A 23,289-nucleotide genomic window follows, 5' to 3' on the forward strand; every position below is an offset into this window, starting at 1 on the left:
TCACCGGGTTCGTCGGCGCCGCCGGCGGGATTGCCCCGTACAGCCGAGTGATTGCAATCAATCGGGGGATGGGCGGGGGAACGGCGAGCGACGAGGCTCGCGCCGCGTTCTGCCGCCAGGGACTTGGGCGTGCCAGGCGTCGCGGGGCAGACGGGACTTTGCGGACACGCCCTAGTGGGGCGACCGGCCCGCGAAGTCGTCGCGCCGGCTGTCGGTGAGGGCGATGCGCGCGGTGGTGCGCTTGCCCACCGGCTCAGGGTGCACGGCGTACTCGTGGCAGACCGCGAGGACGATTTCCAGGCCGTGCTGGCCGATGCGGCCGGGATCGGGCTCGCGCGGAGCGGGAAGGGCAGGACCGGTGTCCCAGACCGTGACCTCCACGCTGTCGTCGACGATGCGCAGGTCGAGCCGGGACGGGCCGGGGGCGTAGCGGCACGCGTTGGTGATCAGCTCGCTCACGACGAGCTGCGTCATGCTCAACGCCCGGTCGGACAACGGCACATGGTGGTCGGCGTGGACGCGGGTGAGGTAGGCGGTGGTGAAGCGGCGCGCGGCGGGGATGCAGCTCGTGTCCCCGTCGTAGGCCGCGCACGCCGGCGGTGCGGAATGCGCGCCGGGAGCCGTCGGCTCACCGTCCTGCGCGGTGTGGTTCATAGGTCCGCCTCGCGTCGCCTGGTCACATGGCCCCGTAGCACACCTACCCCTGAAGTGCGCCTCCACGTGACCGCCCGGCCGGTCTGCCGCCGTGCGAATATGGCCGCAGATCAGTAAGGCGGATGTTGAGATTACCAAGCCGTCGGTTGACACCGACGCGATCAGTCCGTTTGCGTGGACCCAGCGTCAGCGGATCCCCCGCTGCCGGGCGCTGAAGGAGATGGCATGAGTGCCGCCCGCCTGGTCGTCTCCCGCCATGTCACTTCGGACGGCGTCAGCGTTCTGAAGCTGGCCGGCGAGATCGACTTCAACACGGCCGTCGGATTCCGCGAGGCTCTCGCGGACCGGGACGGAGCTCTGGGACATCGCACCGTCGTGGACTTCCGCGAGGTCACGTTCATGGACTCCAGCGGGATCAACGTCCTGGTGGCCGCCAACCGCGCCGCCGGTGAGGGCGGGGGCTGGGTCCGGCTGTCGAGCCTGCCGGCCGCGGTCCACGACGTCCTGCGCATCGTCGGCCTCGACGAAGTGCTCTGCCTGTATCCGACGCTGGATCACGCCCTGGAGATCTCGCCGCCGCCCTCCTGACGGAAGCCGGAGCGCGTTGCAGCCGTGAAGACAGGAGTCTCCCCGCGGCTCACAACTTGGACACTCCACGCCAGGTCCATCCCGCAGCGACGACCGCGTTCTGCAGCGGGCCGCGCAGGTCCCGCGTGTCGAAGCGGAAGTCCTCGACCCGTTGCCGACGGCCGTCGGGCCCTTTCTCGTAGTGCCACCTCCAGGAAACCGAGATGATCCGGGGCCCACGGCCGTGCTCCCGGGCCACGATCCGCCCCGGCGGCCGGCCGGCCCGCGTCACCACCAGCTGTTCGTCGCGGACCCGCACCTCGTGCTGCGACGGTCCCAGACGCATCCGGATCTTGAAGGTGCGCTCGACCTGCTCGCGGGAGCGGCCGGAGCCGAAGGCGGGTTCAACGACGTGCCACTCGGCCACCAGATCGGCGTGCTCGGCCGGCAAGGCGTTCCGCACGCGGTACGGCTTGTCCGGACCGTTGACCGCGAGCAGCGCGGCCCGCACCTCCGCAACCGACAACGGCGCGATCCCGCTCTCGGGATATTTGGTTCCTGTCCGCCAGTCCCGAAAACGCGCCCAGCCGTTCCGAAGCCCGCCCACTGCCCTACCCCCGCCCGAAAAACCCGGCGCACCGTGCGCCCGAGACCCGGGAAGTCTTCCAGAGCGAATGTCGAGGGGGTCGGGGTGGTGGTCGGAACGGGTCGAGCAGCGCGAGCTCGTGCGGATCACCGCACGACAGGAATCACCCTGGCGGCTGTGCCGTCGGGGGCTTCCTCGACGGTGTAGCCGAGTTGGTTGAGGAGGGCGGTGACGGCTGCCCGGACGATGGTGCGCATGCTGTCGCTGGTTCCTGAGCCGTCCGCGCCGTCCGCGCCGTCGGAGCCGCGGGACTGGTCCGCGAGAGCCTCGAAGCCGTGGGAGGCGGTCCAGCCGACCAGCACCCCGGAGTCGTCCTCGCTCACGCGCAGGCCCGGTGCGTTCTCCTCGGTCTCACCGACCACGGTGAAACCCGCCGCGGTCAGGGCGCGGCGGATTTGCTCAGCGAGTGCGGTGGTTTGCGGTGACACGGCGAGGCGCCTTCCCCGTTTCAGCCAAATGATGCGCCGCAGTTCGGCCCGCTGCCCCCGGGCCGGAGTCCGACCGGTCGAACGGCGAACTCGCCAGGTCAGGATGAGGTCAGGCCGGCTGTGGCTGCGCTCCGTGGCGGAGGGCAGGTTCGGCTGACGGGTCTCTCGCCGCGGGCTCGTCCGTACCGCGTCCGCCGCTGGGCGGGCTCGCGATGAGTTCGACGCTCGGCTCGCTCCGGGGCGCACGCGACCGTGACGGCTTCCGCTGGTCCGGGCCCGTGGGGGCTAGCCGCGCGGGATCTGCTGCTCGAACCAGACCACCTTGCCCGTGCTCAGCCGCGTCGCTCCCCAGCGCCAGGCGAGTTGATCGACCAGGAACAGGCCGCGGCCGCCCTCGTCGCCCGGCGCGGCCCGCCGCATTCTGGGCACCTGGGGCGAGTCGTCGGTGACCTCGCAGCGGAGTACGTCGGTGCGCAGCAGCCGCAGTGAGATGGGCCGGGTGGCGAAGCGGACGGCGTTCGTCACGACCTCGCTGACCATGAGTTCCGTGGAATCGGCCAAGGAATCGAGGCCCCAGCGGTGCAGGGCTCTGCGGGTCAGCCGGCGGGCCCGCCCCGCGGTCATCGGGTGGGGGTCCAGGAACCAGTACCCGACGCTCTCGGTGGGGAAGCCGTCGAACCGGGCGATGAGCAGCGCGATGTCGTCGTCCCGGGTGCCCGGGAGGACCGTACCGAGTACTTCGTCGCACAGCAGCTCCAACGAGGGAGTCACCCGCCCGTGCGCACCGGCCTGGAGGCGGGTGCGCAGGGCCTCGACGCCCGTTCCCACGTCCGTGACACGGGACTCGACGAGGCCGTCGGTGTACAGCAGAAGGGCCGCCCCGGTGGGCGCGGCCATCTCGACGGACTCGAAGGCGACACCACCGACGCCGATCGGAGCGCCCGGCGGGACACTGAGGACCTCTCCGCGGCCGTCCGGGTGCAGGAGCACAGGCGGCGGGTGGCCGGCGTTCGCCATGAGCAGCCGGTGGGATATCGGGTCGTAGACCGCGTACAGGCAGGTCGCGATGTGGTCGCTGCCGAGGCGCTGGGCCTGTTCGTCGAGGTGGTGCAGGACCTCGTCCGGTGGCAGGTCGAGGCCCGCGAGGGTCTGCACGATGGTGCGCAGCTGGCCCATGATCGCGGCGGAGGTCATGGAATGACCCATGACGTCGCCGACGATCAGCGCGACCCGGTTGCCGGGCAGCGGAATCGCGTCGTACCAGTCGCCGCCGACCTGCGCGGTCTTCGAGGCGGGCAGATACCGGCTGGCCAGCCGGACGCCGGTGGGCTCGGGCAGCGACGTCGGGAGCATCGTGTGCTGCAGCGTGTCCGCTATGGACGCCTCGTGGCCGTACATCACCGCCTTCTGCACACCCAGCGCGGTGTGTGTCGCGAGCTGGGACGCGACGAGCAGGTCGTCCTCGGTGAAGGCGGGCCGGCGGGACTGACGCAGGAGCACGACGACGCCCATGACGTGATGGCGGCCGTGCAGCGGAGCGATGATCACCCTGTGGCCCGCCGGCAGGGTCCCCGGCTCACTGGCCGCGGGGCCGAGCAGCTCCGCCACCGCGGACGCCGTCCCCGGTGCGTCGCCGAACGCCGGGCGGCCGGTGCGCACCAGCTCCGCGAGTCGGCCGGTGGCCTTCAGATGCACGCGTTCGGCGACGTTCGCGTGTGTGGGAAAGGGCTTCCGGAGCGGCTGACGAGCCCACTCGGCATCCGGCGCATCCGGCGTCCGGTCGATGCTGTGCAGGTGGAGGATGACGGGCGCGGAGGACTTCTCGTCCCCGACCGGCAACGGATCCGGCAGATGGACGATGATCGCGTCGGCGAAAGCGGGAACGGCCGCCCGGCGCAGTTCCCGGAGCGTCTCGTCCAGGTCCATCCCGCGGGCGATCCGCCGGGTGGCCACGTCGAGATACCGCAGCCGGTCCGTCTGCGGCCCGAGAGCGTCCCCCACCGTGTCCCGGGAGTGCTCCGCCTCGGGGCCGTCGTCGGCAGGCGCGCGGCGGCCCAGCGGCGGGGCCGGCGGGGCTGCGCGCGCCGTCCGCCGGTCCAGGGGCACCGAGGGTGCGTCCGGCGCTGAGGCTTCGTTCGCTACGGAGGCTGTGTCCGGTACGGAAGCTGTGTCCGGTACGGAGCCTGTGTCCGGTACGGAGGCTTCGTTCGGCCCCATCTCGCTCACCCGCCGTCGGGCAGCCTCGGCGGAGCCTTCGTGGGGGGTGTGGTGCTCCGTCACGCGTTTCGTCCCGTCCAATGGGTTCCGCGATCCCCGGTGATGACCCGCGCGTTCTCAGCCACGCCGCCTGCAGCAGAGGAAGACCTGCTCCTCGGGCGGGACATCGGCGACCGCCGGGGCGTAGGTGTACGAGGACTCCTTGACGATCTCGAACCCTGCCGCCTCGATGACATGGTGCAGGTCCTCCCGCAGATAGCCGGAGACCCGGATCGTGTTGCCGAGGAACGGGATCGAGAAGTCGTCCACGTCGGCTTCCACCATCGAGAGGGCGAACAAGCCGCCAGGGGCCAGTAGGTGACGGATGGTCTGCAGCGCGTGGGGAATTTCGGCGCGCGGCAGCATCAGCAGCGAGAAGAAGGCCGCGACGGCGTCGAAACGGCCGAGGTCGAGCGGGCCGCCCGGCCGCAGGTCGGCGATGTCCGCCTGGTGGAACGTCGCCCCCGGAGCGTATGTCCGGGCGAGCTTCACCATCTCAGCCGACAGGTCGACCCCCACGGTCTCGAGACCCGCGTCCGCCAGCTGGCGCGCGGTCGGCACTCCGGTTCCACAGCCCAGGTCCAGGACGCGGGAGCCCGCCTCCAGGGATTCGATCAGCCACTCGCCGGCGGCAACCTGGCCCTCCTTGTGCGGAAAGGCCTCGTCATAGCGGTCGCCGATGGCGTCGAAGGCCTCGGCCTGACCGCTGCGGTCAGGCCGGATGCTCTCGTAATCAGTCCCCTGGTTGTCACTGTTGATCACGAAAGTAACCTTTCTTCGGGCAAATTGGATTATTCCACAAATGGGTGAACGGGGGCTGTGCGGGAACGCCCGGCCCTCCGGCTGCCTGCCCGGCCCGTCCGTCCGGCTCTCCGTCCGGCCCGTCCGTCCGGTCGCCCGTCCGGCTGGTGTGGCTCGGCTGTGGCCCTGGGTGTCGGCCCATGCCGGACGAGGCGGGAGCGTCTGGAGGGCGAACGCGGGGAGTGACAAGGCGGGCACGGCCGGCATCGGCGGGCCGGCAGTGAGCCGGATCGCCTGGGATCGGTCAGTGAGGATGTTCCCTCACCCGGTCGCTGCTGCCGGGGAGGGCTCTGGCGGATGTTCCTGGGTGCTTGCCCGAGTCGCGCCGGGTGACGCGACGCGTCTGCCCCGCCGTATGTGCGACTGGTCCCACGGGCACCTGTTCGGTGCCGACCGCGCTACTCGATGTGCCTCTGTCCGCTCGCGTCGCATCACGCAAGTCGGCTTGCCGTTCCATGCGAAGCATCCAATACCAACATCGCGGCCTCGTGTGGGTGGTTTCGGGAAAGATTCAACTCGAACCTTCTTTGGACGTGCTAAGGGCTGGGCGGCCTGGGAGATGCGCCGGCGCCGGGTCGGTCGTGGGGTTCGTACGACCTTGGGGGCGGCAGGGAGCCGTCAGGCGGGGGCGGGGCCGCGCGAGGCCCGTGATCCGTGATCTGCGTTCCGCGCCTCGTAGATGCATGTCGCGTCGCTGCCCGAGAGGCCAAGAGCCCGAGGTGGGGCCTGACTTGGGTGCTGGAGCCTGCGCTGTTACGTCCAGGCAGGCGCACTCCGGTGCCTCGAGAGTTCAGCCGTGAACTGCAGTGCGGGTGTCAGCAGCGACTTCTCCGTCGTAGACCAGCGGCATGGCGACAGCCTAAGAACTTCTGACGACTTGATCTGCGATCTCTTCGAGGTCGTCGATCGTGCCGGACATGATGACCCGGATGTGTTCGGTGAGGTGTTCCGCGGGCCAGTCCCACCAGGCGAGGGCGAGCAGGCGAGCGATGTCGTCGTCGTTGTAGCGGGTGCGGATGACGTTGGCGGGGCTGCCGCCGACGATCGCGTAGTCGGGGACGTCGTCGACGACGACGCTGCCGGAGGCGATGACCGCGCCGTGCCCGATGCGTACTCCGGGCATGACCATGGTGTTGTAGCCGAACCAGACGTCGTTGCCGACGACGGTGTCACCCCTGCCTGGCAGGCCGGTGATCAGGTCGGAGTGCTCGGCCCAGGAGCCGCCCATGATGGGGAACGGGAACGTGGAGGGGCCGTCCATACGGTGGTTGGCCCCGTTCATGATGAAGCGCACCCCGGTTCCCAGCGCGCAGAACTTCCCGATGACCAGTTTCTCCGGACCGTAGTGGTAGAGCACGTTGCGGGTTTCGAACGCGGTCGCATCTTCCGGGTCGTCGTAGTACGAGTACTCCCCGACCTCGATCAACGGTGAGGTCACCAGCGGCTTCAGCAGGACCACCCGCGGCTGGCCGGGAATCGGGTGGAGCGTCGTCGGGTCCGCGGGGAGATGGCTCATGGCGGTCGCTTTCGGTTCGGAGGTAGCTGGAGAATGCTCCCATGCTGCGCATGACACACGGCTGTTCATCCGCCTCCAGGCGAAGCATCGTCATCAACTCGCCGGGACTGCGCGGGATCAGCCCGGTGCACGGGGCTGCCCAGGACCGCCGCGGAGTCGTGTTCACACGTGACGTGCCGAGATCACGGCACCGACGAGTGCCCGGGGCGCGCCGCCGCTCGGACGCAAGCCGCGGACTTTCGCGGACTGGTGCACGCCCGTGACACCGACGCGTTCCGACGTCCTCAAACCAGCTGAGCCGAGAGGAGCCCACCTCTTCTTCCGATTCCGATGACCGGTCCGCCCCTCCATACCGGTTGTTCGGTTGTTCCGGTTGTTCGGTTCTTCCGGTTGTTCGGTTGTTCCATGACCTTGATCAACACCTCGGAAACAGGCCAGGCCCTACTGCCGTACTCGGACGACGAGTTTGCCGGTGGCGCGATCGTGCTCCATGTCGTCGTGGGCCTGCGGCACCTGTTCCAGGCCGTCGTAGACGCGGTCCACGGGGAAGGCCAGCCGGCCTGTCGCGACCGCGTCGAGGATCTCCTGGAAGGCCGCCCGGGGCAGGTCGGTGGCGTCGCCGAAGTAGCCCGCCAGGCGCACGCCCTTCGGCAGATACTCGTTGGGGGAGAAGTCCCGCACCGTCCACTGGTTGGAGAGGCTGCCACCGAAGCAGGCCGTGCCGTGCACGCGCACCGCGCGCAAAGTGTCCGGGAGGGTCGGCGTGCCGACGAGATCAAGGGCGGCATCGACGCCGTCCGGGTACAACTCGCGCACCGCGGGCGCGACTTCGCCGGTGTCGAGCAGAGGGTGGTCGACACCGTGCGCCTTCAGGGAAGCGAGGCGGTCGGGCTGCCGGGTGGTGGACAGCACCGTGGCGCCGCGCCAGGTGGCCAGGGCGGCGGCGGCCAGGCCCACCGACGAGGTGCCGCCGCGGATCAGCACGGTCTGACCGGGACTCAGGTCCAGGCCGACGGTGAGCGAGCCGTAGGCGGTCTGCACCATCTCCGGCAGCGCGCCCAGCACCTCCCAGGGCAGGTCGGTGTCGACGGGGATGACCTGGGACAGCGGCACCGACGTGTACTCGGCATAGCCGCCGTCGTAGGTGCGCCCCATGTCCCCCATCATGGCGACGACCTTCTGCCCGGGAGCCAGCCCGCTGCCGGCCGGGGCAGCGTCGACGGTACCGGCGGCCTCGATACCCGGCACCCGCGGAAAGGTGACGCCCACGCTCAGACCCAGCCGAAGCTTCAGCTCCGAGCGGTTGAGGCCGAACGCCTCGACGCGGATGCGCACCCAGCCGTCCCGCTCCGGCGGAAGCGGGAGGGTGGTCAGCCGCAGGTTGTCCACGGGACCGGGGGCGGAGAGCTGGACGGCGCGCATAGTGGCCGGCGAGAACGTCATGGGCCTGCTTTCTTCCCGGGGGAGGAGGGTCGCTCAGCGGTGGTCAACACGCACGCGCTGCGGCTTCATTCCCGCGTGCCGAGTGCCGAGTGCCGAGTACCGATCCGTGTGGTGAGGGAGCCACCGCCTCGGGGAAGAGGTGGAAGTAGCTGCTGACGAGCATGCCGCGCAGGTTCAACTCCTTGGCCGAAGCGTGGAACAGGTTGTCGGGGCCGGCAGCGGGCGCGGTGGCGTTGTAGCCGCTGATGGCGCCGACCAGCGCGATCCCCACGTCCTCGCCGTCAGTCCCACCCAGCCCCACCCAGCCCCACCCAGCCCCACCCAGCCCCACTCAGTCCCACTCAGTCCCACAGCGGATAGACGACCGTCCGCTCGAATCCGCTCGGCCTGTTGTCGGTGTAGACGAGGCTCATCTGCCCGTAGCGCTGGACTCCCGGGTGCTTCTTCCAGGACCGCGGGTGGTCGAGTCGCACGGTGACGGGATACGAGTGGAACTTGCCCGCGGCGCAGTACGGCTTGCAGTCGTTCACCACGTTGACTCCGCCGGCCACGGCGGAGTTCGGACCCCACTGCGACCAATGCAGCGTGGTGAGGCGGCTGTTGCCGTCACCGCAGGCCAGCATGAAGTCGCCGGGACGTACATGGGACTTCCAGAGGCAGTCGACGATCACCGGCTGCCCGGGCTGCTGTCCCGAAGCGGCGGACGCGGACGAGGGAGTGCCCGTGGCCGTCGTGGCGACCGAGGCCGATCCCATGGCGGCTGTGAGTGCTACGGCGGCACAGAGCGTGGCCGCCGTCCTGACCGAATGTGTCCGCATGTCCACTCCCGCGCCGCATCTCGGGGACCCATCCGATCCCGCGCCGCCGCGTCTGCTCCGCCCGTCGCCGAAGCCCCGCACGCGGAGCGCATCGACCGGCTGCCGTCGCTTGCCGGCGGGTGTCTCCTGTACCGACGCTACGACCCTGCCGGGGGAAACACCACTCGCGAGCGCGGGCACGGAGCGATTCGTACGGCACCTGGCGTGGATCACGGCTTGCGGCGCACACCCGCTGCCCGCGTTCAAAAGAAATGAACGGCTTATCCGTTGCCGACGGCTTCAAGGATTGGTGGCTCCGGAGACTTAATTCTTTTGAGTGAGGCACCAATCCCGCAGGCGCTGGGGACCGGATTCCCCACGTGACGAAAGAACGGAAAGACCGGGAAACGCCGGCTCGTCTGGCCCGACTCCTGTTGGGTGCGCTCAGCGGATTGCTGGCCGGGTTCGCCGCTCTTGCCGTCGCGGAATTGGTGTCCGCCGCGGTTCGGCCGCAGGCCGGCCCTGTCATCGCAGTGGGCGGCGCCGCGATCGATCGCACACCCGCCGGCGTGAAGGACTGGGCGATCCGCCACTTCGGCACCAACGACAAACTCGTTCTCCAACTCGGCATCGTCGCCGTTCTCGCCCTGCTCGCGCTCCTGCTCGGCGCCGTGGCGACACGGCACCGCCGCTCGGGGGCGGCCGGGGTATTGCTCTTCGGTGCCGTCGGCGCGGTCGCGGCCACCAGCCGGCCCGACTCCACCGGATCCAGTGACGGCCTGCCTTCGGTCCTCGGCGCGGTCGCGGGCGCGCTGCTGCTCTACGTACTCGTGGGAAGGCTGCGCGCTCCGGCGAGGGGGACGGCGGACGCCGGTGACGCTCCGGCGAGGGGGACGGTCATCGCCGCGGACGCCGGTGCCGCTCCCGCGAGGGGGACGGCCATCGCCTCGGACGCCGGTCCAGTGGACGACAGCTCGGATGAAGACACGGCGCAGCGCCCCCGTACCGGAGGGCAGGGCTGGGACCGCCGGGGGTTCGTCATCGCGGCGACCGCCGCCGCGGCCGCCTCCGCCGGCGCCGGGCTGCTGGGCCGCTCGCTCAACGGCAAGGGAGGCGAGCAGGCGGCTGCCTCACGCAAGCGGGTGAGGCTGCCGGCCGCCGCCTCGACGGCCGCACCGATCCCGAAGGGCGCCCAACTGCGCGTCCCCGGTGTCAGCCGGTTCGTCACGCCCAACTCGGCCTTCTACCGCGTGGACACCGCGCTGGTAGTGCCCAAGGTCGATGCCACCACCTGGCGGCTGCGCATCCACGGCAAAGGCGTGGCCCGTCCCATGACCGTCAGCTTCGACGATCTGCTCCGCCGGGAGCTGATCGAACGCGACATCACGCTGACCTGTGTGTCGAACGAAGTCGGCGGCCCCTTTGTGGGCAACGCCCGATGGACCGGCGTACGCCTGGCCGACCTGCTTGCCGAATGCGGGGTCGAGCCGCCGTCACGCGGCGGTCCGGCCGATCAGCTGGTGGCGCGTTCCGTCGACGGGATGACGATCGGCACTCCGGTCGACGACGTGATGGACGGGCGCGACGCGATGCTCGCGGTCGGCATGAACGGCGAACCGCTGCCGTTCGACCACGGGTTTCCCGTCCGCATGGTGGTGCCCGGCCTGTACGGCTACGTGTCCGCGTGCAAGTGGATCAAGGACATCGAGCTGACGACGTTCGATGCGTACGACTCCTACTGGGTCAAGCGCAAGTGGGCCCGGACGGCGCCCATCAAGACCGAGTCCCGGATCGACACGCCGAAGCCCTTCGCCCGGCCCACGGCGGGCACGGTCATGGTCGCCGGCGTCGCCTGGGCGCAGCACCGCGGCATCGAGCGGGTCGAAGTACGGGTGGACGACGGGCCTTGGGGGACCGCTGACCTCGCGGCGGAGGACACCCGCGACACCTGGCGCCAGTGGTCCTTCCCGTGGAAGGCCACCAGGGGCGGTCACAGCCTGACCGTGCGCGCGACGGACCGTGCGGGGCGCACACAGACCGAAAAGCGCACCCGGACCATTCCGGACGGAGCGAGCGGCTGGCATTCGGTGGTGGTCACCGTCGACTGACCACGCGCATTCCCCGCCCTCGCATTCCTTTTCTTTCCTCTCCCCTTCCGTCTCCGCCTTCCTCTTCCCCTTTTCCCCTTTTCGGATCGAACACGACGTTCGCGTCTCAGTGTCTGTCAGGAGAACCACCATGAATACTCGTATCCGCCGTACCGCTCTCGTTGTCGCCGGGGCCGCCATGCTGCCCCTGGCGCTCACCGCCTGCTCGGACGACAGCAAGGGCAGTGCCTCATCGGACTCCAGCAAGGCGTCGGCCACCGCCAGTGACAAGGCGGCCGACAGCTCCGGCGACATGAGCGGCACGGACCAGCCGTTCGGTCCGGGTTGTTCGACGGTGCCCAAGGACGGAGCGGGCTCCTTCGACGGTATGGCCAAGGACCCGGTCGCCACTGCCGCCTCCCACAACCCGGCCCTGTCCACCCTCGTCACCGCGGTGAAGAAGGCCGGCCTCGTGGACACCCTCAACAGCGCCGAGAACATCACGGTGTTCGCGCCCAGCAACGACGCCTTCGCCAAGATCCCCAAGGCCGACCTGGACAAGGTCCTCAACGACAAGGCCCAGCTCACCAAGATCCTCACGTACCACGTCGTGGGACAGAAGCTGGCCCCCAAGGACCTTGGGAACGGCTCCTACACCACGCTGGAGAAGAGCAGGCTCACCACCAGCGGTTCCGGCGAGTCCTACACCGTCAACGACTCCGCCAAGGTCGTCTGCGGCAACGTCAAGACCGCCAACGCCAACGTCTACATCATCGACACCGTGCTGATGCCCAAGAGCTGACGGCCGACCCGCGCTCCGGGCGGCCGGAGCGCGGACCACGAAGCGGTGAACCAGGTCTCCCGTGACGGGGAGCCAGGGGCGGCCGGGACAGGACAACGTCCCGGCCGCCTCAGCCCATTGAGGCCGCGGGTTCGCTTGCAAGGCCCCCTGGGCGGCCCGGCAACCTCCGTGCAACACCCTCGCCCGTCATCAACACCCGTGCAATGATGACGAGTTATGACTGAGGGGGAGGATGTGGCCACCCGTGCGATCCGGGTACGACTCGACGGGACCGCGAGCCAGGGCGACATAGGCGCTCTGAAGAAGTGGCTGGAGCGGGAGAAGCCACTGGAGGAGCTGGTCAGGGACGGCGATCTGCGGATCCAGGAGCGCGCCGGGACGGATGAGCAGGGGACGGACGAGCACGGCAGGCCCATGGGCGCCGGGATCGAGATCCTCCTGCTGCTCTCCGGAGCCGCCGCGCAATCCGCGTTCGACATCGTGTACAAGCAGGTGGGGAGGGGCGTCAAGGCCTGGTACGAGAACCGCCGTTCCGTGGAGAGCGGGGATCCGCCCGATTACGACGTCGACCCGGTGGACCTCGACGAGAGGTAGTCCGGTGCACCGCTTCGACCCGCGTGGCGAGGTGAACCGGGCTCTGCTGATCGGCGTGTCCGCGTACGACTCCACGCGGCCGAAGGACCTGCACGGGGTCCCCGGCGACCTCGCCGCCGTGGAGCACAACCTCTCCCTGCTGGAAGGGGCGTTGCTGCGCGGCGGCGTCTTCCGGAAGGGCGAGGTCGTCGTCTCCGCGTCGCCGTACCTGGACGCGTTCAGTGAGTCGCTGCGCACCGCCGCCGACGAGGCCGAGGGACTGCTCCTCTTCTACTTCGCCGGTCATGGAGCCGTGCCCAGCGCGGGCGACGAACTCTGGCTGCAGATGCGCAACGCGCGCGTCGTGCCGGGCAGCCGGGCGGTGTTCCCGGGCGCCGACCCCTTCTCCAGCGTGCTCACTGTGCTCGCCACCAGCCGGGCCCGGCACGTGGTCGTCGTCCTCGACTGCTGCAACGCGGGCAACGCCGCCCAGGTGTGCGAGGCGCTCGCCGACCGTCGGCGCTTCTCCGTGCTGATGAGCGTGCAGGCCAACAACCGGATCGACGCGGGGGACGACACGACACCCACCCCGTTCACGGCCCGGGTGGTGCGGTTCCTGCAGGACGGCATCGACGGGCACGGCGGTGACGTGGCCTTCCAGGATCTGTCTGAGGCACTCACCGCGTACATGTCCGCCCACCACACGACTCTGCGCAACGAGCTGTGGGAGCCGCAGCGGTGGGGTGATGCGGACGCTCTCCTCGCGAGCCCGTCCGCCGGCCCGGTGCCGGCGTCCACGTTCCCCGCGTCGGCCGAGACCGTCCCGGTGTCGTCGCAGGCTCCGCCCCCGGAGCCGCCCCAACCCGCCGACAGTACGAGAGAGCCCGGTCAGCCGAAGGCGGGCGCCGGAGAACCCCGCCGGCCGCGGCGCGTGTTGAGCGCTCTGCGCGCCTCGTCTCTCGTCGTGCTGTCCCCGGCCGCGATCAACCAGGGGCTGCGCCGGCTGCGGCGGAGCCCGGCCCGCGTGGTCGGTGCCGTGGTCGTCCTCGCGGCCGGGGCGGTCGGCGGCTATGCCGCGTTCTCTGGCTGGGGACCCGACCAGGCGGCCTGCGGTCCGACTCTGGAGCTGCGTCTGCTCACCGATCCGGACATCGAGTCCACCGTCCGCAAGGCGGCGGACACCTACCTCATGTCCGCGGCGAACTCGGCCTCCGGGGGCTGCCGGCGCAGCGGCATCACGGTGTACAGCGCGGGGACGGCGGACGCCGTGACCGGCTTCCGCGACCAGTCGGACCCCTGGCAGCGTCCCCTCAGCGACGACCTCGACCCGCAGCGTGACATCGGGCCGCAGCCGGACGTCTGGATACCGGCGACGTCCGCGAGTGTGGCCCGCGCACAACCGGTGGAGCCGCCCCGGAAGTACGTGACGCTGGAGCCGGACGGCGCCCCGTTCGCGTACTCCCCGATGGTGCTGTCCGTACCGCAGAACATCGCCGAGGCTTCGATGAGCGACCGCACCGGCGGTTCGCTCGCCACGCTCAGGGCGAAGCTCACCGCGCAGCAGAAGGACGCCGACGTGCGGCGCACGGATCCCGAGTACACGGACTCCGCGCTGCTGGCCACCGTCGGGCTGTACGGCGCGGACTCGGGCGTGAGCAAGGCCGAGGGCAGCGTCGCCCAGCCGGGCCCGCCCTCGCTCACGGGCTCCGACCTGCTGTGCGCGCTGCCGGACGACCCGCACGTCGACGACCGCACCGCAGCACTCGTACCCGAGTTCCTGATGGTGAGCGGTACCGGCTGCGACCGGACGACGCGTACTCCGCGGATGGCCGAGTACCCCACCGACGTGCCGGCCCTGGACCCGACCTTCGTCCGGGTCCGCTGGGACGACGCCGAACGCGACAAGGCCGCACGGGACGAGGCCGTCCGACGCTTCCACGACTGGCTCGTCAGCAAGGGCGGCGAAGGCGGCAGGAGCGAGACGTACCGCGGCGGTCTCGACGTCTTCGGCGGCGACGGTTTCCGCTCCGCGTCCGGCGCCCACGGCTTCCTCGCCACCCCCGGCCCGGATTCCGGAACCCTCGCCCTCCCCCGGCCGCTCCCGGGACCGGCCGGGGCCGGCGCCATGACGGCGGCCCTCAAGCAGTACCGCAACGCCAACGGCCCCGGCAGGGTCCTCTTCCTCCTGGACAGTTCCGGTTCGATGGGAGACCTCTGGGAGGGGCCCGGGGGCGCGCCGGGCATCCTGAAACAGTCGCTCGGCGGGCTCGGCGAAAGGGACGAGTACGGCGTCTGGTCGGTGGCGTCCCGCAACGGCGGCCCGTACGGCGTCCTGCTGCCCTTCGACCGCCACCGGCGTGCGGACGCGGAGAAGGAGATCGACCGCGAAGCGGTGGTCCACGACGTCGAGGCCGATCCGTACGGCGCGCTGAAGGCGGCGCTCGACGACATGGCGGGGCGAGGCAGGGACGACGAGCGGCCCCAGCTGATCGTGTACGTCACCGACGACGAGGACAACGACCGTCTCAGCGCCGGCGGAAGGCTGGAGGATCTCCTCAAGTCGGCCGGGGACAAGGGAGTTCCGGTGGTGATGGCGGCCCTCGACAGCGGTGGGTGCGACCGGGGCAGGACCGATGCCCGCGTCTCCGAGGCGAGCGGCGGCCGCTGCCTGGACACCAAGACCGACCTCGCCGCGGGCCTGCGCGACGAGGTGGCCCGCACCGGAACGGGGGACGAATGAGGCAACGGGGCACGCCGGTACGGCAGTTGATCCTCGCCGTCCTGCTGACGGCCTGCGCCGCCTGTACCGACGGCGGCCCGTCCGCGCGGCCCGATGCCACGCCCCCGCCGGGCGCCACGGGGGACATCATCGTGGCCAGCGGACGGGACGTGACCGGCAACGGAGGCATCCGGCAGCAGCTCATCGACGCGTGGAACGCGGAACAGGACCGACGGCACACCGGCCGCCACGCCCGCATCGTGGAACTCCCGGGCTCCGCCGACGAACAGCGCAGCCAGCTGCTCGGCGCGCTCCAGTCCGACAGTGCGCAGTACGACGTGGTCAACCTCGATGTGACATGGGTGCCGGAGTTCGCCGACGCGCGTCTGATCCGCCCGCTGCCCGGGAGGCTCGTCGACGACGACATCATCAAGTCCGTTGCCGGCACGGCACGTTGGGGCGGCGAGGTGTTCGCGGTTCCGTTCAACAGCGATGTCGGACTGCTCTACTACCGTCGCGACTACCTGGACCGGGCGGGCGTCCAGAACTCCGATCTGAGCAAGGGGCTCAGCTGGGGCCGGCTGCAGGAGCTGATGGAGACCCTCGGCGAGAAGACGGGCAAGGACCGGCCGGACGGCTATGAGAAGGGCTGGACCGCGCAGTTCGGCGCCTACGAGGGCCGTACGGTCAACGCCGTCGAGGCGTTCGCATCGGCCCCGGACGGTGTCACGCTCACCGACGACGACGGCCGCTACACCGCCTCCGTACAGGACCTGGAGAACGGCCTCGCGGAACTGCGCAACCGGACCCAGGCCTCCTACCTCCTCAAGGACGCCCTGCACTCCGACGAAGCCGAGACGCTCACGGACTTCGCGGACGGCCGGACCGCGTTCCTGCGCCACTGGCCCTACGCGTACGGCACCCTGCATCAGTCCCTGAGCAGCGCCCGGCTCGGCGTGGCCCCGCTGCCCGGCAGCGCGGTGCTCGGCGGGCAGAACCTCGCGCTCACCCGGTCCTCCGGCCGGCAGGACGCGGCACAGGATCTGATCGAGTTCCTGACCGGGAAGGAGAGCGAACGGTGCCTGCTCGACGCGGGGTTCGCGGCCACCCGGGTCTCCGCGTACACGGACGACGACGTGACGTGCCGGTCGGCGAAGTCGCCCGGCGCCGTGACGGCCTCCGGCACCCCGTCACCCGCGGCGTCGGGCGAGAGCGCGGACCGTATGCCACGCGACAAGTACGGCCGCCCCGAGTACGCCCACGACATCCTGCTCCTCGCGCTCACCCGAGCCGTGTCGCGCCCCCGTACCCCGCTCTACGGCGCTTTCACCCAGACCTTCACCACCGAGCTCGGCAAGCTCTTCACCGACGATCCGCCGAGCGACGCGGTCCTCGCGCGGGATCTGGACAAGGCCCTTCGGGGCGTCCTGCCGGACGGCTGATCGGGCCTCGCGTGCGGGCTGCCGACAGAGGCGTGGGCCTGCGATCATGGGGACATGGAGAAACTCGGCACTCAGGAGATCCTCTCGGCGATCACGGCCGGACTCGGCGAGTGGCGCAAGCTCGCTCAGCCTCTCGCCACCCGCTACCGCGTCGCCGGCCTCCGCGAGGGTGCTGCCTTCATGGCGGCGGTCGCGGACGCGGCGGCCGACGCCGGCCAGGACCCGGAGCTCCGGCTGGGGCGCGGGTTCGTCGACGTCGCCGTGTCCACCGTCGACGACGGCGGTGGGCGGTGGGTCACCGCGCAGGATCTCGAACTGGCCCGCACCATCAGCGGACTTGCCCAGGAGCACGGTCTGAGGGCCGTGCCCGGCGAGGTCGTACAACTGGAGCTGGCGCTCGACACCGCCGACCACACGGTGGTGGCCCCGTTCTGGTCGGCGCTGCTCACCGGCGAGCCCGGCCACGTGGTGGGCGACACGGTCCTCGACCCGACGAACCGGGTGCCCAGTCTGTGGTTCCAGCGGACCGACGCGCACGAGGTCCCGCGGCAGCGGTGGCATTTCGACGTGTGGCTGGCTCCGGAGGTGGCCGACGAGCGCATCGCGGCCGCCGTCGCCGCCGGCGGCACCGTCGTGGACGATGCCGGCGCGCCGTCGTTCACCGTGCTCGCCGACCCCGACGGGAACAAGGTCTGTGTCTGCACCGCCCTCACCCGCGACTGAGGGGCGCGTTCGGCCGTGCGGTCAGACGTCCGGCGACGTTGCCGCGGGCCCGGTCCCGGCCGACGCGGTGGATCTTCCTTTAACGGAAGACATCGTTTGCGTTTAGGCTGGCCGTATGCCCCGTCTGAGCGAAGCGCGCCGGGAAGAGCGGCGCCGTCACATCCTGACCAGTGCCTGGAGTTGCTTCTCACGCAACGGCTTCCACGCCACGTCGATGGACGACGTCATCGCCGCGACCGGGATGTCCTCCAGCGCGGTGTACCGGTACTTCCGGAGCAAGGACGAGATCATCGACGCGGCGGCGGACGAGGCGCTGGCCCTGGTACGGGACCTGTTCGCCCGGCTGCTGGAGCGGCAGCCCAGTCCGTCGCCGGCCGAGGTGGTGACGGCGATGGTCGCCGAGGTGGACCAGCGCAGCTCACATCCGGACTACGACCTGACGCGGATCGCCATCCAGGCGTGGGGCGAGGCGCTGCGCAGCCCGGAGCTGGAGGCGCGCACCCGTACCTTCTATTCGGCCGTGCACGACCAGATGATGGAGCTCGCCCGACGGTGGCGCGACGAGGGCCGTATGCCGGAGGCCGACGAGGAGCAGATCGCGACGGCCCTGATCACTCTCATGCCCGGCATCCTGGTGGGGCGCCATCTCGTGAAGCCGGTCTCCGCCGACCACCTGATCCGTGGGCTCTCCGCCCTCGGCTCCCTCTCCTGGGACGCATGACGCGGTGGGCCGGTGGCCCCTGTTGTGCGGTGGGCCGATCCGTTCCTGGACCAGGGCGCTGACCCTCCCGCCGGGATGCAGGCCGAACCCGGCGACGCCGGTACCGCGCGTCTTCCCTCCCCAGAGCCCGCCCCGGACGATGCCCGGCGCTTCGTAGTACGCCGGCCGGCGTATCCGGGCGTACGAGCTCTTCCATGCCGTGCGCTCTGTGGTGGCCCGCCGCTGCCGTGACCTGTCGCGCGGAAGACGAACACTCTCGTTTTCTGCGAGCGGCGAGGGCTCGACGCCCCCAAAGAGGAACGATCGTTTGCGCTTGAGTCGTGGGCCGTGCTACGTTCAAAACAGAAACGAACGTTTCTGCTTGGTGGGGACCGCATCTTCGCCGCTGCTGTACGCGGCAGGCCCACGGTGCGCGTCATCGCCGTGAACACCGACCTGGAGGAGGCGCAATGGCGTCGGCACCAGATATTCCGGACCCCCTGCCGACTCGGACCGATGTACTCATCGTCGGCGCCGGACCTGCGGGACTGACGCTGGCGGCCGGCCTCGGTCAGCTGGGTGTGGACCATGTGCTGATCGACCGCAGCAGCACGGTCCGCCCCGGGAGCAAGGCGGCCGCCGTGCAGCCCCGCACACTGGAATACCTCGAGCGGATCGGCGTCAGCGCCCGACTGGTCCAAGCGGGCGATCAAGGCCGGGGCTTTCGGCTGCACGACTGCGAAGACACTCTGCTCACCGCCACTTACGAGGGTCTGGACACGCCCTATCCCTACGTTCTGCTGATCTCGCAGCAGACGACGGAAGAGCATCTGGCCCGGCGCCTGGGGGAGTTGGGCGGTGCGGTCCACCGTGGCCACACGTTTCTCGGGATGACCCCCGACTTCCCCGGTGTCACGGCCACCGTCGCCGGCCCGGACGGCGTGCTGCGCGCGGTCTGGGCCCGTTACGTGGTCGGTTGCGACGGCGTGCACAGCGCGGTCCGTACGGCCGCCGGGATCGGCTTCCCGGGCCAGGCGCACGAGCAGCTGTTCGCCATCGCCGACGTGTGGCTGGGCCCGGGCACGGACGCCGTACCCAAGGAGGACACCACGTTCTTCCTGTCACCGGCCGGCATGTTGCTCGTATCGCCGCTGGCCGGTGGCCAACACCGCATCGTCGGCCGGGCGTCGGGCCCTGCCGCGCCCACCGCCGACGAGGTGGAACTGATGCTCGCCGACCGGGGACCGCGCACCGGCGACATCCGGGTCAAGGAGGTGGTGACGGCCTCGACGTATCGCGTGCAGGAACGCGTCGCCGAGCGCTTCCGCGAAGGCCCGGTCTTCCTGGTGGGCGACGCCGCCCACACCCACAGCCCGGCCGGCGGCCAGGGCATGAACGCCGGCATCCAGGACGCGGGCAATCTGGCCTGGAAGCTGCATGCCGTGCTGAGCGGGCAGGCGCCGTGCGAACTGCTGGACAGCTACCACCGTGAACGGCACCCGATCGCGGCCGGACTGGTCGCCTTCACCAGCCAGTTCGCCAAGCTGGCCAACGTGCGCGACCCCCTGGCCGGCGGGCTCCGCAACCGCGTCCTCGCGGCGGCGGGAGCCGTCCCCGGATTCGCCGACTGGATCACCGCCAAGCTCTCCCAACTCGATCTCGGCTACAGCCAGGAACCGGACCGCGGTACACCCCGCGTCGGGGGACGTGTTCCGCCGCGGCTCGTGCCCTCGGCCGGGCTCAGCTGGACGCTGGCCCTGCCGGGCGGAGAGGTGCCGGAACCGCCGACCGAGCACGGCGTACTGGCCGTACGACATGTCCCCGGGCTGGGGACACCGCTGCTGGTCCGTCCCGACGGCTTCCTGGCCGCGCGCGGCGTACCCGCCGCTTCCGCCGCAGTGCTCGATCGCCTGTCGCAGTACCTGCCGTTGAACCCCACTCGATGACCGTCACTCCACTGGAGACAGACACATCCGGAGGCACAGACATGTCGACAACAACTCTCATCCGCAACGTCGCCGTATTCGACGGCACCCACCTCCATCCGGCGCAGGACGTCCTGATCGACGGTGCGGTGATCGCCGCGGTCGGCGCGGCGACGGACGTGCCGGCGGACGCCACCGTCGTGGACGGCAGGGGGCAGACGCTGCTCCCCGGTCTCATCGACTCCCACACCCACACCACGAGCGCCGCCCAACTGCGTCAGGCCCTCGTCTTCGGCGTGACCACCGAACTCGACATGGGCGGCGACCCCGAGACCTCCCGTCAGGTGCGTGCCGTGGCCCACAGCCGCGACGACGTGGCCGACCTGCGGATCGCCACCACCGGCGCCACCGCGCCCGGCGGCCACCCCGGGCAGCTGATCGAGCACGGTCTCCTGGCTCCCTTCCCCACGGTCGCCGGACCCGAGCAGGCCGATGCCTTCGTGGCCGAACGGATCGCTGACGGCGCGGACCACCTCAAGATCTTCATCGAGGACGGCACGGTGGTCGGCAAGCCGATGCCCACGATGTCCGCGGAGACGGTCGTCGCGCTGGTGGAGGCGGCGCACGCCCGCGGGCTGCGTACAGCCGCGCACACCTGGACCCGTAGCGCGGCGCGCCAGGCGATCGCCTGCGGGGTCGACATCCTGGCCCACTCCCCGTCCGACGGCCACTCCGACCGCGAACTGGTGGAAGCGGCAGCCGCCGCGCGGAAGTTCGTGGTGCCGACCCTGACCACGCTGGCCGGCATGAGCCTGACTCCCGCGGAGTTCGAACTCGCCGCGGACCCGAGGCTGCGGCCCTTCGCGGACCCGGACTGGCTGAAGGACCTGGAGCGCATCCGCACCACCGAGCCCGGAGAGCGGCTGGGGCCGAGGGCCGTGGAGACCCAGCACGGCGCGGACGCCGCCGTAAGGATGTTCCGGCTCGGTGTCCCGCTGCTGGCCGGTACGGACGGCACCGGCGCGTCCGGTCATCCGACCACACACGGCATCAGCTACCACGGCGAGTTGGCCCTGCTGGTGGCCGCCGGGCTCACCCCGGCGGAGGCGCTGACCGCGGCCACCGCGAACCCCGCCGACGCCTTCGCCCTCCACGACCGCGGCCGCATCGCACCAGGTCTGCGCGCCGACCTGCTGCTCGTCAGCGGCAACCCCCTCGACGACATCACCGCGTTGCGCGACATCACCGCGATCTGGCGGCGCGGCGTCCGCGTCGACCGATCCGCCCACCTGACCTCAGAGGAGTTGGTCTGACCATGAGTACCCCAACCACCACCGAGAACCCGGCACATGACGGCATTCACCACCTCAAGCTGCCGGTGAGCGACCTGGAGCGCAGCACGGACTGGTACTGCACCGTGCTGGGGGCGCGGCGGGTGACCGAGCTGGATCACCGCCGCCCCGACGGCACTCTCTTCGCGGTGATCCTCGACGTCCCCGGTCTGCCCGCGCGCCTTGAACTGCGGCTGGACCCGAGGACGGCCGGCGCACTCAAGGACTACGACTTCCTGACGCTGTCCGTCGCCGACCGAGGCGCGCTCGACGCCTGGGCCACCCGGCTCGACGCCCTCGGCATCCATCACTCCCCGCCGATCGTCGCGATGGTGGGCTGGCTGCTGGTGGTCCCCGACCCCGACGGACTGCGGCTCCGCTTCTACACCACGCAGCCGCACGGGCTCGGCGAGTCCGCCGTCGAGTTCGCTTCGCCGTGGCTCAGCGCCGGAGCCGTGGCCGAGCCCGCCGACGGCAGGAACAACTCCGCCGACTCCCCTGTCTGTGCCGTCGCCAGGCTGTGCGCGCTGCCCGGCCACGAGGACGAAGTGCGGTCCCTGATGGGGTCGGTGGCGGAGGCCACCCGTCAGGAGGACGGCTGCCTGGAGTACCGCGTGCACCGAGCCAAGGACGATCCCAGGACGTTCGTGGTCTACGAGTCGTGGAGCAGCCCGGAGGCCCTGGCCGCGCACCATAGGACGGCTCACATGGACCAGTTCAAGAAGTCGGCCGCCACCCTCGTGGACTGGCCCCCGCAAGCGGAACTGCTCACGCCTGAAACCTGATCGCCTCGCGGAGGGCCGGCCGGGGGTGCGGCGGCTCCGGCCACTGCCCTCACGACCTCCAGCGGGGGAGTCGGCTGTGGGGTCCATGCTCCTGCCGTCACCGCTGCCCGCCTCGACGTGACGGAGTCCACGGCGGCGTCACGGGGGCAGCGGTGGCGTCACCGAGTCCGCGGCGGATCGCCGTCGCAGATCACCCCCGCGTTGCAGGCATCCCGATAGGAATCCTCGTAGGCGCGTTCGCCGGCTGCCTTCGCGCCCAACAAGAACCCGCAGACGACGATCACCATCACGGCCTGACCGACCGCGACCGAGCGCACCCGCCGGATCCCTGCCACGACCGAGGCGAGCAACGCGGCGATCGGCACCACCGCGGCCTTCTCCAGGTAGGGGCCCGGCGGTTCGCCGTAGTGCTGCGGGTCCCATGACCAGTAAGTCGAAGCCCATGCGAGGCCGGTCAAGGCAAGGACCACCAGCTCGATGACGGCCAGGGCCACGGCCACGCCTCTGCCGGATCGTTCAGTGTCTGGGTTCACTCCCCGACCCTCACCCGGACCGGCACGCGGTGTCGTGAGTAGCCGTACTCAGACCGGCCGCGCGAGGACGCCGGCTCTCGCGGAGCCGGTGAGGCCGGCCGCTGCCCGGCAGTCACGTTCCAGGCGTGGGCAGGGAGAGGAGCCGAGTGGCGGTGTGCGTGGCGCGGGCCGCCCACCTGCGGTGAAAGCACATCCCCGCTCCGGCGGATAAGAAACACATAAATTTCCCACGCATGACCGAGGGTTGCCGGGGCACTCGATGCTTCGGAGGTTGATAACTATGGTTCCCCTGCTTCTCGTTCTTCTGCTCGCTCTGGTCCTCTTCGGTGCCGGTTTCGCACTGAAGGCTCTGTGGATCGTCGCCGTGATCGTGCTGGCTGTCTGGCTGCTCGGTTTCGTCATGCGTTCCGCCGGAACCGGTGGTAGCCGCGGCCGTTGGTACCGCTGGTAGAGATCAGTAATCCCGTCCCCCTGACGCCGGGGGGGCCCCCACAATGAGGGGTGGGGGCGCCCCGCGGGGGGGGGGGGCGTGGGGGGAAAAATGGTGTGCGGCGCGCGGGC

General features: G+C 70.6%; 22 protein-coding genes. 12 read left to right on the top strand and 10 right to left on the bottom strand.

Features of this window, described 5'->3' with window-relative positions:
* Positions 1-171: 171 nt before the first annotated feature.
* The gene (locus tag ACFVYF_RS24760) at positions 172-654 is read right to left on the bottom strand and encodes an ATP-binding protein (protein WP_389458645.1); all 483 of its coding nucleotides are present in this window, start codon (positions 652-654) and stop codon (positions 172-174) included.
* A gap of 225 nt (positions 655-879) precedes the next feature.
* Here ACFVYF_RS24760 and ACFVYF_RS24765 point away from each other — a divergent pair, with 225 nt between their 5' ends.
* Positions 880-1,242 carry an STAS domain-containing protein gene (locus ACFVYF_RS24765; RefSeq protein ID WP_389458646.1) on the top strand — a complete coding sequence of 121 codons (363 nt, stop codon included), beginning with the start codon at positions 880-882 and terminating at the stop codon, positions 1,240-1,242.
* Positions 1,243-1,291: 49 nt separating this feature from the next.
* Here ACFVYF_RS24765 and ACFVYF_RS24770 read toward each other — a convergent pair whose 3' ends face one another.
* The 8 genes from ACFVYF_RS24770 to ACFVYF_RS24805 form a co-directional block, all read right to left on the bottom strand.
* Complete coding sequence (locus tag ACFVYF_RS24770; protein WP_389458647.1) at positions 1,292-1,747, bottom strand: hypothetical protein; 456 nt, start codon at positions 1,745-1,747, stop codon at positions 1,292-1,294.
* Positions 1,748-1,953: 206 nt separating this feature from the next.
* Positions 1,954-2,295 carry a hypothetical protein gene (locus ACFVYF_RS24775; protein WP_389458649.1) on the bottom strand — a complete coding sequence of 114 codons (342 nt, stop codon included), beginning with the start codon at positions 2,293-2,295 and terminating at the stop codon, positions 1,954-1,956.
* A 285-nt stretch (positions 2,296-2,580) separates the two neighbouring features.
* Positions 2,581-4,575 (bottom strand): SpoIIE family protein phosphatase, encoded by a 1,995-nt coding sequence (locus ACFVYF_RS24780; RefSeq protein ID WP_389458650.1) that lies wholly within the window; start codon positions 4,573-4,575, stop codon positions 2,581-2,583.
* Positions 4,576-4,629: 54 nt separating this feature from the next.
* Positions 4,630-5,313, bottom strand: coding sequence for a class I SAM-dependent DNA methyltransferase (locus tag ACFVYF_RS24785; protein WP_389458652.1), 684 nt, complete (start codon positions 5,311-5,313; stop codon positions 4,630-4,632).
* An 898-nt stretch (positions 5,314-6,211) separates the two neighbouring features.
* Positions 6,212-6,868, bottom strand: a complete 657-nt coding sequence (locus ACFVYF_RS24790; RefSeq protein ID WP_389458654.1) for a CatB-related O-acetyltransferase — start codon at positions 6,866-6,868, stop codon at positions 6,212-6,214.
* A 441-nt stretch (positions 6,869-7,309) separates the two neighbouring features.
* Entirely contained in the window at positions 7,310-8,311 is a 1,002-nt protein-coding gene (locus ACFVYF_RS24795) for a zinc-binding dehydrogenase (protein WP_389458656.1), read from the bottom strand.
* Between the two features lie 43 nt (positions 8,312-8,354).
* Positions 8,355-8,612: a hypothetical protein gene (locus ACFVYF_RS24800; protein ID WP_389458658.1), complete on the bottom strand. Its 258-nt coding sequence runs from the start codon at positions 8,610-8,612 to the stop codon at positions 8,355-8,357.
* 40 nt (positions 8,613-8,652) lie between these two features.
* Positions 8,653-9,129, bottom strand: coding sequence for a hypothetical protein (locus tag ACFVYF_RS24805; protein ID WP_389458660.1), 477 nt, complete (start codon positions 9,127-9,129; stop codon positions 8,653-8,655).
* Between the two features lie 359 nt (positions 9,130-9,488).
* Here ACFVYF_RS24805 and ACFVYF_RS24810 point away from each other — a divergent pair, with 359 nt between their 5' ends.
* The 10 genes from ACFVYF_RS24810 to ACFVYF_RS24855 all read left to right on the top strand — a co-directional run bounded on the left by ACFVYF_RS24810 (position 9,489) and on the right by ACFVYF_RS24855 (position 22,195).
* On the top strand, positions 9,489-11,216 hold the full coding sequence (locus tag ACFVYF_RS24810; protein WP_389458661.1) for a sulfite oxidase: 1,728 nt from the start codon (positions 9,489-9,491) through the stop codon (positions 11,214-11,216).
* Between the two features lie 130 nt (positions 11,217-11,346).
* Positions 11,347-11,997: a fasciclin domain-containing protein gene (locus tag ACFVYF_RS24815; RefSeq protein ID WP_389458663.1), complete on the top strand. Its 651-nt coding sequence runs from the start codon at positions 11,347-11,349 to the stop codon at positions 11,995-11,997.
* A gap of 216 nt (positions 11,998-12,213) precedes the next feature.
* Entirely contained in the window at positions 12,214-12,591 is a 378-nt protein-coding gene (locus tag ACFVYF_RS24820) for a hypothetical protein (protein WP_389458665.1), read from the top strand.
* Between the two features lie 4 nt (positions 12,592-12,595).
* Positions 12,596-15,310 (top strand): caspase family protein, encoded by a 2,715-nt coding sequence (locus ACFVYF_RS24825; RefSeq protein ID WP_389458667.1) that lies wholly within the window; start codon positions 12,596-12,598, stop codon positions 15,308-15,310.
* Positions 15,307-16,731 carry an extracellular solute-binding protein gene (locus ACFVYF_RS24830; protein WP_389458669.1) on the top strand — a complete coding sequence of 475 codons (1,425 nt, stop codon included), beginning with the start codon at positions 15,307-15,309 and terminating at the stop codon, positions 16,729-16,731. Before ACFVYF_RS24825 ends, ACFVYF_RS24830 begins: the two co-directional genes overlap by 4 nt.
* A gap of 54 nt (positions 16,732-16,785) precedes the next feature.
* Positions 16,786-17,454, top strand: a complete 669-nt coding sequence (locus ACFVYF_RS24835) for a VOC family protein (RefSeq protein ID WP_389458670.1) — start codon at positions 16,786-16,788, stop codon at positions 17,452-17,454.
* Between the two features lie 115 nt (positions 17,455-17,569).
* Entirely contained in the window at positions 17,570-18,175 is a 606-nt protein-coding gene (locus ACFVYF_RS24840; protein ID WP_389458672.1) for a TetR/AcrR family transcriptional regulator, read from the top strand.
* A gap of 449 nt (positions 18,176-18,624) precedes the next feature.
* Positions 18,625-20,100: an FAD-dependent monooxygenase gene (locus ACFVYF_RS24845; protein WP_389458673.1), complete on the top strand. Its 1,476-nt coding sequence runs from the start codon at positions 18,625-18,627 to the stop codon at positions 20,098-20,100.
* Between the two features lie 41 nt (positions 20,101-20,141).
* A complete protein-coding gene (locus ACFVYF_RS24850) occupies positions 20,142-21,392 on the top strand; it encodes an amidohydrolase family protein (RefSeq protein WP_389458675.1) in 1,251 nt (416 codons plus the stop codon).
* 2 nt (positions 21,393-21,394) lie between these two features.
* The gene (locus ACFVYF_RS24855; protein WP_389458677.1) at positions 21,395-22,195 is read left to right on the top strand and encodes an antibiotic biosynthesis monooxygenase; all 801 of its coding nucleotides are present in this window, start codon (positions 21,395-21,397) and stop codon (positions 22,193-22,195) included.
* A 158-nt stretch (positions 22,196-22,353) separates the two neighbouring features.
* Here ACFVYF_RS24855 and ACFVYF_RS24860 read toward each other — a convergent pair whose 3' ends face one another.
* Positions 22,354-22,689: a DUF6234 family protein gene (locus ACFVYF_RS24860; protein ID WP_389458679.1), complete on the bottom strand. Its 336-nt coding sequence runs from the start codon at positions 22,687-22,689 to the stop codon at positions 22,354-22,356.
* 319 nt (positions 22,690-23,008) lie between these two features.
* Here ACFVYF_RS24860 and ACFVYF_RS24865 point away from each other — a divergent pair, with 319 nt between their 5' ends.
* Positions 23,009-23,179, top strand: coding sequence for a hypothetical protein (locus ACFVYF_RS24865; RefSeq protein ID WP_054229772.1), 171 nt, complete (start codon positions 23,009-23,011; stop codon positions 23,177-23,179).
* The last annotated feature ends 110 nt before the right edge of the window (positions 23,180-23,289 follow it).

The sequence above is a fragment of the Streptomyces sp. NPDC058274 genome, from assembly GCF_042881375.1.
Lineage (GTDB): Bacteria > Actinomycetota > Actinomycetes > Streptomycetales > Streptomycetaceae > Streptomyces.

What these genes read in the sequence shown, in the direction of transcription:
- ACFVYF_RS24830 (WP_389458669.1), top strand. Translation starts at nt 15,307, where the DNA reads ATGAGGCAACGGGGCACGCCGGTACGGCAGTTGATCCTCGCCGTCCTG.
- ACFVYF_RS24855 (WP_389458677.1), top strand. Translation starts at nt 21,395, where the DNA reads ATGAGTACCCCAACCACCACCGAGAACCCGGCACATGACGGCATTCAC.
- ACFVYF_RS24815 (WP_389458663.1), top strand. Translation starts at nt 11,347, where the DNA reads ATGAATACTCGTATCCGCCGTACCGCTCTCGTTGTCGCCGGGGCCGCC.
- ACFVYF_RS24835 (WP_389458670.1), top strand. Translation starts at nt 16,786, where the DNA reads ATGGAGAAACTCGGCACTCAGGAGATCCTCTCGGCGATCACGGCCGGA.
- ACFVYF_RS24765 (WP_389458646.1), top strand. Translation starts at nt 880, where the DNA reads ATGAGTGCCGCCCGCCTGGTCGTCTCCCGCCATGTCACTTCGGACGGC.
- ACFVYF_RS24805 (WP_389458660.1), bottom strand. Translation starts at nt 9,129, where the DNA reads ATGCGGACACATTCGGTCAGGACGGCGGCCACGCTCTGTGCCGCCGTA.
- ACFVYF_RS24795 (WP_389458656.1), bottom strand. Translation starts at nt 8,311, where the DNA reads ATGACGTTCTCGCCGGCCACTATGCGCGCCGTCCAGCTCTCCGCCCCC.
- ACFVYF_RS24850 (WP_389458675.1), top strand. Translation starts at nt 20,142, where the DNA reads ATGTCGACAACAACTCTCATCCGCAACGTCGCCGTATTCGACGGCACC.
- ACFVYF_RS24820 (WP_389458665.1), top strand. Translation starts at nt 12,214, where the DNA reads ATGACTGAGGGGGAGGATGTGGCCACCCGTGCGATCCGGGTACGACTC.
- ACFVYF_RS24865 (WP_054229772.1), top strand. Translation starts at nt 23,009, where the DNA reads ATGGTTCCCCTGCTTCTCGTTCTTCTGCTCGCTCTGGTCCTCTTCGGT.
- ACFVYF_RS24840 (WP_389458672.1), top strand. Translation starts at nt 17,570, where the DNA reads ATGCCCCGTCTGAGCGAAGCGCGCCGGGAAGAGCGGCGCCGTCACATC.
- ACFVYF_RS24845 (WP_389458673.1), top strand. Translation starts at nt 18,625, where the DNA reads ATGGCGTCGGCACCAGATATTCCGGACCCCCTGCCGACTCGGACCGAT.
- ACFVYF_RS24790 (WP_389458654.1), bottom strand. Translation starts at nt 6,868, where the DNA reads ATGAGCCATCTCCCCGCGGACCCGACGACGCTCCACCCGATTCCCGGC.
- ACFVYF_RS24760 (WP_389458645.1), bottom strand. Translation starts at nt 654, where the DNA reads ATGAACCACACCGCGCAGGACGGTGAGCCGACGGCTCCCGGCGCGCAT.